The organism is uncultured Roseovarius sp., from assembly GCF_913054395.1.
Lineage (GTDB): Bacteria > Pseudomonadota > Alphaproteobacteria > Rhodobacterales > Rhodobacteraceae > Roseovarius.
The window spans coordinates 1-6215 of record NZ_CAJXIP010000173.1; the positions used below are offsets into that span (position 1 = coordinate 1).

6 protein-coding genes and 1 pseudogene are annotated in these 6215 nt (G+C 61.8%); 4 read left to right on the forward strand and 3 right to left on the reverse strand.

All coding sequences use genetic code 11. The features are described from left to right. The 3 genes and pseudogenes from QZ522_RS16920 to QZ522_RS16930 all read left to right on the forward strand — a co-directional run. A pseudogene (locus QZ522_RS16920) lies at window positions 1–767 on the forward strand (6-hydroxynicotinate reductase); the annotation flags it as partial. Continuing rightward, window positions 764–1609 carry a UPF0280 family protein gene (locus QZ522_RS16925; protein ID WP_294614316.1) on the forward strand — a complete coding sequence of 282 codons (846 nt, stop codon included), beginning with the start codon at window positions 764–766 and terminating at the stop codon, window positions 1607–1609. The pseudogene QZ522_RS16920 and the gene QZ522_RS16925, both read left to right, overlap by 4 nt. Continuing rightward, window positions 1602–2183 carry an amino acid synthesis family protein gene (locus QZ522_RS16930; protein WP_294614319.1) on the forward strand — a complete coding sequence of 194 codons (582 nt, stop codon included), beginning with the start codon at window positions 1602–1604 and terminating at the stop codon, window positions 2181–2183. The genes QZ522_RS16925 and QZ522_RS16930 overlap by 8 nt, the downstream gene beginning before the upstream one ends. Here QZ522_RS16930 and QZ522_RS16935 read toward each other — a convergent pair. From QZ522_RS16935 to QZ522_RS16945, 3 genes are all read right to left on the reverse strand, one after another. Beyond that, window positions 2180–3964, reverse strand: a complete 1785-nt coding sequence (locus QZ522_RS16935) for an ABC transporter ATP-binding protein (RefSeq protein WP_294614322.1) — start codon at window positions 3962–3964, stop codon at window positions 2180–2182. The two genes, QZ522_RS16930 and QZ522_RS16935, sit on opposite strands and share 4 nt — an antisense overlap. A 98-nt stretch (window positions 3965–4062) precedes the next feature. After that, a complete protein-coding gene (locus tag QZ522_RS16940) occupies window positions 4063–4878 on the reverse strand; it encodes a polyhydroxybutyrate depolymerase (protein ID WP_294614325.1) in 816 nt (271 codons plus the stop codon). A gap of 113 nt (window positions 4879–4991) precedes the next feature. After that, complete coding sequence (locus QZ522_RS16945) at window positions 4992–5804, reverse strand: cyclase family protein (protein WP_294614328.1); 813 nt, start codon at window positions 5802–5804, stop codon at window positions 4992–4994. Between the two features lie 116 nt (window positions 5805–5920). On the opposite strand from QZ522_RS16945, the gene QZ522_RS16950 reads away from it, so the two are divergent. After that, window positions 5921–6187, forward strand: coding sequence for a hypothetical protein (locus QZ522_RS16950; RefSeq protein ID WP_294614331.1), 267 nt, complete (start codon window positions 5921–5923; stop codon window positions 6185–6187). Window positions 6188–6215: the final 28 nt, after the last annotated feature.

A 6215-nucleotide genomic window follows, 5' to 3' on the forward strand; every position in this document is an offset into this window, starting at 1 on the left:
CCAGCCAATGGCAGGGGCTTGTCGATGAGGTGGTCGTTGTCGATGACCATATCACCGGGGTGGTAAGCGAACATCAGGCCGGCAAGGCTCTCGGCTGGCCCGATACCGGCATTCGCATCAAGGGGCGCCGCTCGACTCCGGGGCGGTATTTTCAGGTCGCCGGGCCCGGGCGCGGCTGGGGCGGGACGGATATCGAAGACCCGCTGAGCATCCTCAACCCGTGGTGGGAAAAAAAGGGCGCGCGTCCGGGGCTTCGCCTGCTGATGGTTTCGACCACGGGCGAGCATCACGGGTTCTACGTGCTTGACGATGATCTTGTACCACAGCCCGCGCCCCTGCCCGAGGCGCTTGTCGCGTCGGTCGATCTGATCGCCGAGAATTGTGAACCTGCGCTTTGTAAGGTGATGTTTCAGGCAGGAGCCGGGGGGTCGCTGCGCTCTGGTGTGACCCGCAACCCGGTACGCCTTACGCGCTCGGTGCAGGCACGAAAGACCCGCGTAACCTGTGGCGGGGCGGCGGCCTATGTCTGGCCCGGCGGGGGGATCACCCTTATGGTGGATGTGCTGGAAATGCCCGAGCGCAGCTTTGGCTATGTGCCGACCCCGGCGCTTGTCGCGCCGCTTGAATTCACCCTGCCGCGGGATGAGTATCGCGCGCTTGGCGGGCACGACGGGGCTGTGCGCTCGATTACCGATATCCTTGAGAAGGGCGGCGAATACGGTGGCGAATTCCGTGCCCTTGGCTCGACCCCGGAGCGCGGCGAGTGACCGGGCCGCAGATCACTCGGATCTCGGGCGGGCGCCTTCACCTGAACCACGGGCCGATTGACATGATCGTCGGGGCCACGGGACCGGGACAAGAGGCCGGATATGCCCGCGCCGCCGCCCGGTTCGATGGGCTGTTACAGGAAATCGTGGACGAACTTCCCCGCCTTCGGATGGCGACGGGGCAGCCCCCAAAGGGCCGCGTGGCGCGGCGTATGGCGCGCGCGGTTGCCCCCTTCACGCCGCAGTTCGTTACGCCCATGGCGGCCGTTGCCGGGGCCGGGGCCGAAGAGATATTGGCGACGCTCTGTGATGGTCCGGGCATCGTCAAGGCCTATGTGAACAACGGTGGCGATATCGCCTTTCACCTCACGCAGGGTCAGGTGATGCAGGGCGTTGTGGCTGCTGATCCGGTGGCGCAACTGACGATTGGCCATGATCACGCGGTGCGCGGGCTTGCCACGTCGGGACGCGGCGGACGAAGCCTGTCGCGCGGTATCGCCGAGAGTGTGACCGTGCTTGCCGCGACTGCCGCCGCCGCCGATGCCGCCGCTACGATGATCGCCAATGCGGTCGATTGTCCGGGTCATCCCGAGATCACGCGCCTGCCCGCCATCGAGGTATCGCCCGACAGCGATCTTGGCGCGCGGCTTGTGACGTGTGCGGTCGGCCATCTGACATCCGCCGATGTGGATCGTGCGCTTGGGGCCGGGGTTACCTACGCCGAGACCTGCCTTGCGGGCGGCTTGATTGCCGGGGCGGTGTTGATGCTTGAGGGCCAGTGCCGGATTGTCGGTGATCTGCCCGTGAAAACCCTGGATAGAACGGAGACCATTGATGCCTGATTTCACCCTGCGCAAGACCGCGATTTTCATCGAGGACATTTACCACGATGGCGGCCCGGCGCCTAAACAGCCGCGCCGGAGGGGGGCAATCGCGGCGCTTGTCAAAAACCCGTTTGCGGGCGGGTACACCGGCGATCTGCAATCGGCGATGGACGATCTCAAGCCGCTCGGCCTGATGATGACCGATCGGTTGATCGAGGCGATGGGCGGGATCACTGGTATCGACGGCTATGGCAAGGCCGCCATGGCGGGCGAGCGCGGCGAATTGGAACATACCGCGCTTTGGCATGTGCCGGGGGGGTATGCGATGCGCGCGCGGCTTGGCGAGGCCAAGGCAATCGTGCCCTCGTCGATGAAACAGGGCGGGCCGGGCACGCGCATCGACGTGCCGCTTGGTCATATCAACGCCGCCTATGTGCGCAGCCATTTTGACGGGATGGAGGTGGGCCTGCCCGACGGGCCGCGTGCCGACGAGCTTTTGTTCATCCTTGCGATGGCGCGCGGCGGACGCATACACGACCGTATGGGCGGGCTGAGCGTGGCCGAGGTCACCGGCGAAGACGGCTTGCGTTAACTAGCGGAATAGCTCTGCTTCTGGGCTAGATAAAGCTGGGCATAATAGCCGTTCTTTTCCAACAGCTCGTCATGCTGGCCCTGTTCCACAAGTGCACCGGCCTCCAGCACATAAATGCAATCGGCATCGGCAATCGAGGACAGGCGGTGCGCCACGACGATGGTCGTGCGCCCCTGGGTCAGGCGGGTAAGGGCCGATTTGATCCGCGCCTCGGTGCCCTGATCAAGCGCGCTTGTCGCTTCGTCGAGAAGCAGGATCGGCGCATCGACAAGAAAGGCGCGCGCGATGGCGATGCGTTGCTTTTGCCCGCCCGACAATTGCGCGCCCTTGGGGCCGACCGGGGCATCGCCGCGCTTGCGGATCAGATCGGCGATTTCGGCGTGTTCAGCGGCCTGCCAGACATCCGCGTCGGTCGCCTCGGGGTTCACGTAGCGAATGTTTTCCCAGATCGAATTGTTGAAGATCACAATATCCTGGGCCACCACGGAAAACGCTCCGCGCAGGGCGCGAAGCTGTACCTTGTCGATGGGTGTGCCGGCGATGGTGATCTGGCCGCCCTGCACATCGTAAAGCCGCGACAACAGCGACAGGATCGTGGTCTTGCCCGATCCGGTTGCACCTACGATGGCCGAAACCTGTCCGCCCTTGAAGGTCATCGACAGCCCGTCAAACAGAGGCTGTTCCGGGCTATAGGAAAACCGCACCTGATCGAGCGCGATATCGCCGCCGGTGTTGAATTCTGCAACCGCTCCAGGTGCGTCGGTGATGCTTGGCTTTTCATGAAACAGGTTACGCACCCGTTCGAGCAACACGACATGCGCCTGAAGAATGCCGAGGTATTGCGCCAAAAGGCGCGCCGGATCGAACACAAGCACCATGCCAAGCAGAAAGGTGATGATGCCCGCACCATCCATGTCGAAATCGGGGCTCAGCACCATATACCCGCCGCCGCCAATCACCAGCACATAGACAAAGGCCGAGCTAAGGTCGATCGAGGGCATGACGAGGGCCTGCGTAAGCTGCACGCGGGTTGCCAGATCGCGAATCCTGCTGGTGCCTTTTTCAAGCCGCGCGGCCTCGACCTGTTCCTGGTTGGAAATCTTGACCGTGCGCATGCCACTTACGGTTTCCTCGATCCCACTCATGTAGTCGCCAAGCGCATGTTCGGCCTCGCCCTGAACCAGCTTGACGCGGGCCGAAACGAAATTCATCACCCAGATGATGAACGGCAACACCACGATGGCGGCGATAAACAGTACGGGGTTCTTGTAGATCAGATAGGTCGACACGATCACCACCGTCACCGCATCGCGCACCGCGTTCGCGGTGGAAAGGCCGACGAAATGCCCAAGCTGTTGGGTTTGCGTCACAAGCCGTTGAATGATCTCACCGGATTTGGTGCGCTCGAAATAGGCAAGATCCAGATCCATCATGTGTGCGATCAGATCGCGGCGCATTTCAAAGACTGCGCCGTTGCTGATCCAGACGGTGATGCGCGGCACGAGATAGCCCATGGCGCCGCGGACGGCGAAAAGAAAGAACACCGCAAGACAGACCATGCCCAGTTCACGCGCTGTGCCATTCTCGAAAATCACCCGAAGGCCATTCTCGGTGATCGACAGGAATTGCTGATAGACCACCCCCTGCACGAGGATCATGAACAACACCAGCAAAAGCCAGGGCGCCCGTTTCCTGAGGTATTTTCCCCAGAACCAGCGCAGGTTGTCACGGTCGGCGGCCGAATAGAGCGGCACTTTGATCTTGGCGGGCTTTTTTGTCATGGGGGCAGAGCCGTGAGGTCAGGGATTTCACCCCTGCTCATAGAGGGTTCTGCGCGCAAGGTCATCCCATTGCTGCAAAATTTGCGTCAAGCGGCGGCTTATGGGTAAGACGGCGGCAGATCCAACAGCTCGTCAAGCTGGCGCGCGATCCAGCCGCGCGGGATAAAGTGGCCGCGTTCGTGCACGTCAAGCGTCACCCGCCCGCCGGTGCAGTCGCGCCATTGGGTGCGCCTGAAGCTGTTGTGTCGGGTGATGTCCCATGCGCCAAGGTCGCGCGGCGGGCCGTTACACTCAAGCCTCTCGCGCCAGAGTTTGACCGGATAGGTTGTGTCGCCACCCGGCCCAAAGGGAAAATCCATCACCGTATCCGAGGTGCCGTGCACATGGCGGATCTCTTCCGGGGCGGCGGGACAGGTTTCGGTCTGGCGCAGGGTGCCCGAAATCGCCAGAAGCGCCGCGACCCCGCCGCCGTTTTCACAGACATAACGCCATGCCATCGCCGCGCCATAGGAATAGCCCGAGACGTAAATCCGGCTGCGGTCGATCGGATAGCGCTTGGCGGCATCCTCGATCACGGCCGCCGCGAAGGCCACATCATCAGTGTCGGAGGTCCAGAAATTCCAGGTCTTGCCCGCCCCGTTCGGCGCCAAAAGCAGAACGCCGCGCCGCCGGGTCGCGCCGGAAATGCGGCCATGTTTCACGATCAGCGTGCCCTGTCGCATCCAGCCGTGAAAATGAAGCAGCACCGGAAGCGGCGATATGCCATCCCAATCGTCCGGCTCTTTCACGTGATAGGACCGATCCCCAAGCGGACAGGGGATTTCCGCGTGACAGCGCGGGGCATCAACGGCGGGCTCGCCCGTCATCGCAAGGCTGGGAACGATCAGGATAAACAGGACAAGCAGATAGCGCATAGACCCTCCGGTCACGGCGAAAACAATGCCCCCACCCTAAGTCCCGCGGTCGAAATGTCACGTCACAAGCCTGTCAGGCGTGGTGTGATGGTCCGGCCCCATGTGCGCCCGTTTCAGACCATCGCAAATATCCGCGCGGGTCCGCCGGTGCCGCCGCGATGCTTGGGCGCCCCCACGACAATCGTCGCCCCCGAGGCGGGCAGCCGGTCAAGATTGGCAATGCATTCGATCCCGAAACGGCCCGTGGGCAGCCATGCGTAATGGGTGGCGAAATCGGCCGAAATCCCCTGGTCGAGCGAGAGCGTATCACTGGCAAGCGACGAGGCACCGGTTTCAAGCAGCATTTGCGCCGCCTCAACGTGAAAGCCGGGAAAATGCATGGCTTCACCGTCGAAATTGCGAAACCCGTCGGTGGCGGTCTTGGTGCCCCAGCCGGAATAAAGTGCAACGCAGGCATTGTCGGGAATGTCACCATTGGCGGCGATCCACGCCTTTAGATCATCGGGCGTGAGCTGTGCATCAGGGTTTTCGGCGGCCTTAGCCGCGATGTCGATCACACAGAGCGGCGCCACCAGGTTGCCAAGCGGGATCTCATCGACCGAGGCCCCATCCGCCGAGAAATGGAGCGGCGCATCGACATGGGTGCCGGTGTGTTCGTTCACCGTCAGTGTCATGAGGTTAAATCCATGTTCGGAGAATTTGAAGTTCTGCTCGCTCGATATGCCGGGCTTGCCGAAATAGGTCGGAAAATCGGAGTCATAGGTATGGGTCAGGTCCTCGACTGTGCCATGCCCGGCGGCCAGTGCGGGGGGCGCATGAAAGGGGCCAAGCGCGGTGGCGGCACCGGCGGCTGCGGTTGTAGTGAAAAAGGCGCGGCGCGACAGCATCCTGTCTTTGACCGCGTTCATGATACATGCGTCACACATGGAAAGCTCCTTTTCAGGCTGTTGCGGGGTGCATTCTAGCATGATTCTACGCTAAGACCCTTCGAGATTGCCGCGACTTGCGGCGCGGGCGCGGTTTTGGATCGGGAAACAGGCAGATGTTGGCGTTGCTGCGATTGGTGGTTTTCGGATTCATCGTCCTGACGGTGATCTATGTCGGCATCTCGCTTTACTCGCGGTCGGTGCGGCGGCGAAAATTGCTTGAGGATTGGCGGGACACGGGTAGGCCCGGCGACAAGGATACCTATATTGAGACAGGAATGGCGCAATATGAACACTCGCTAAGGCGGCGTTTGATCTGGCTTGTCTACATCGTGCCGATCACTGTAATCGCGCTGATTATCTATACGATGAATTTTATGTAAGGGGGCCGTAATGGGTTATGTGAAATGG

Bases quoted from the DNA above. Each gene is read 5' to 3' on its own strand.
- QZ522_RS16930 (WP_294614319.1), top strand. From the start codon at position 1,602: ATGCCTGATTTCACCCTGCGCAAGACCGCGATTTTCATCGAGGACATT.
- QZ522_RS16935 (WP_294614322.1), bottom strand. From the start codon at position 3,964: ATGACAAAAAAGCCCGCCAAGATCAAAGTGCCGCTCTATTCGGCCGCC.
- QZ522_RS16940 (WP_294614325.1), bottom strand. From the start codon at position 4,878: ATGCGCTATCTGCTTGTCCTGTTTATCCTGATCGTTCCCAGCCTTGCG.
- QZ522_RS16945 (WP_294614328.1), bottom strand. From the start codon at position 5,804: ATGTGTGACGCATGTATCATGAACGCGGTCAAAGACAGGATGCTGTCG.
- QZ522_RS16950 (WP_294614331.1), top strand. From the start codon at position 5,921: ATGTTGGCGTTGCTGCGATTGGTGGTTTTCGGATTCATCGTCCTGACG.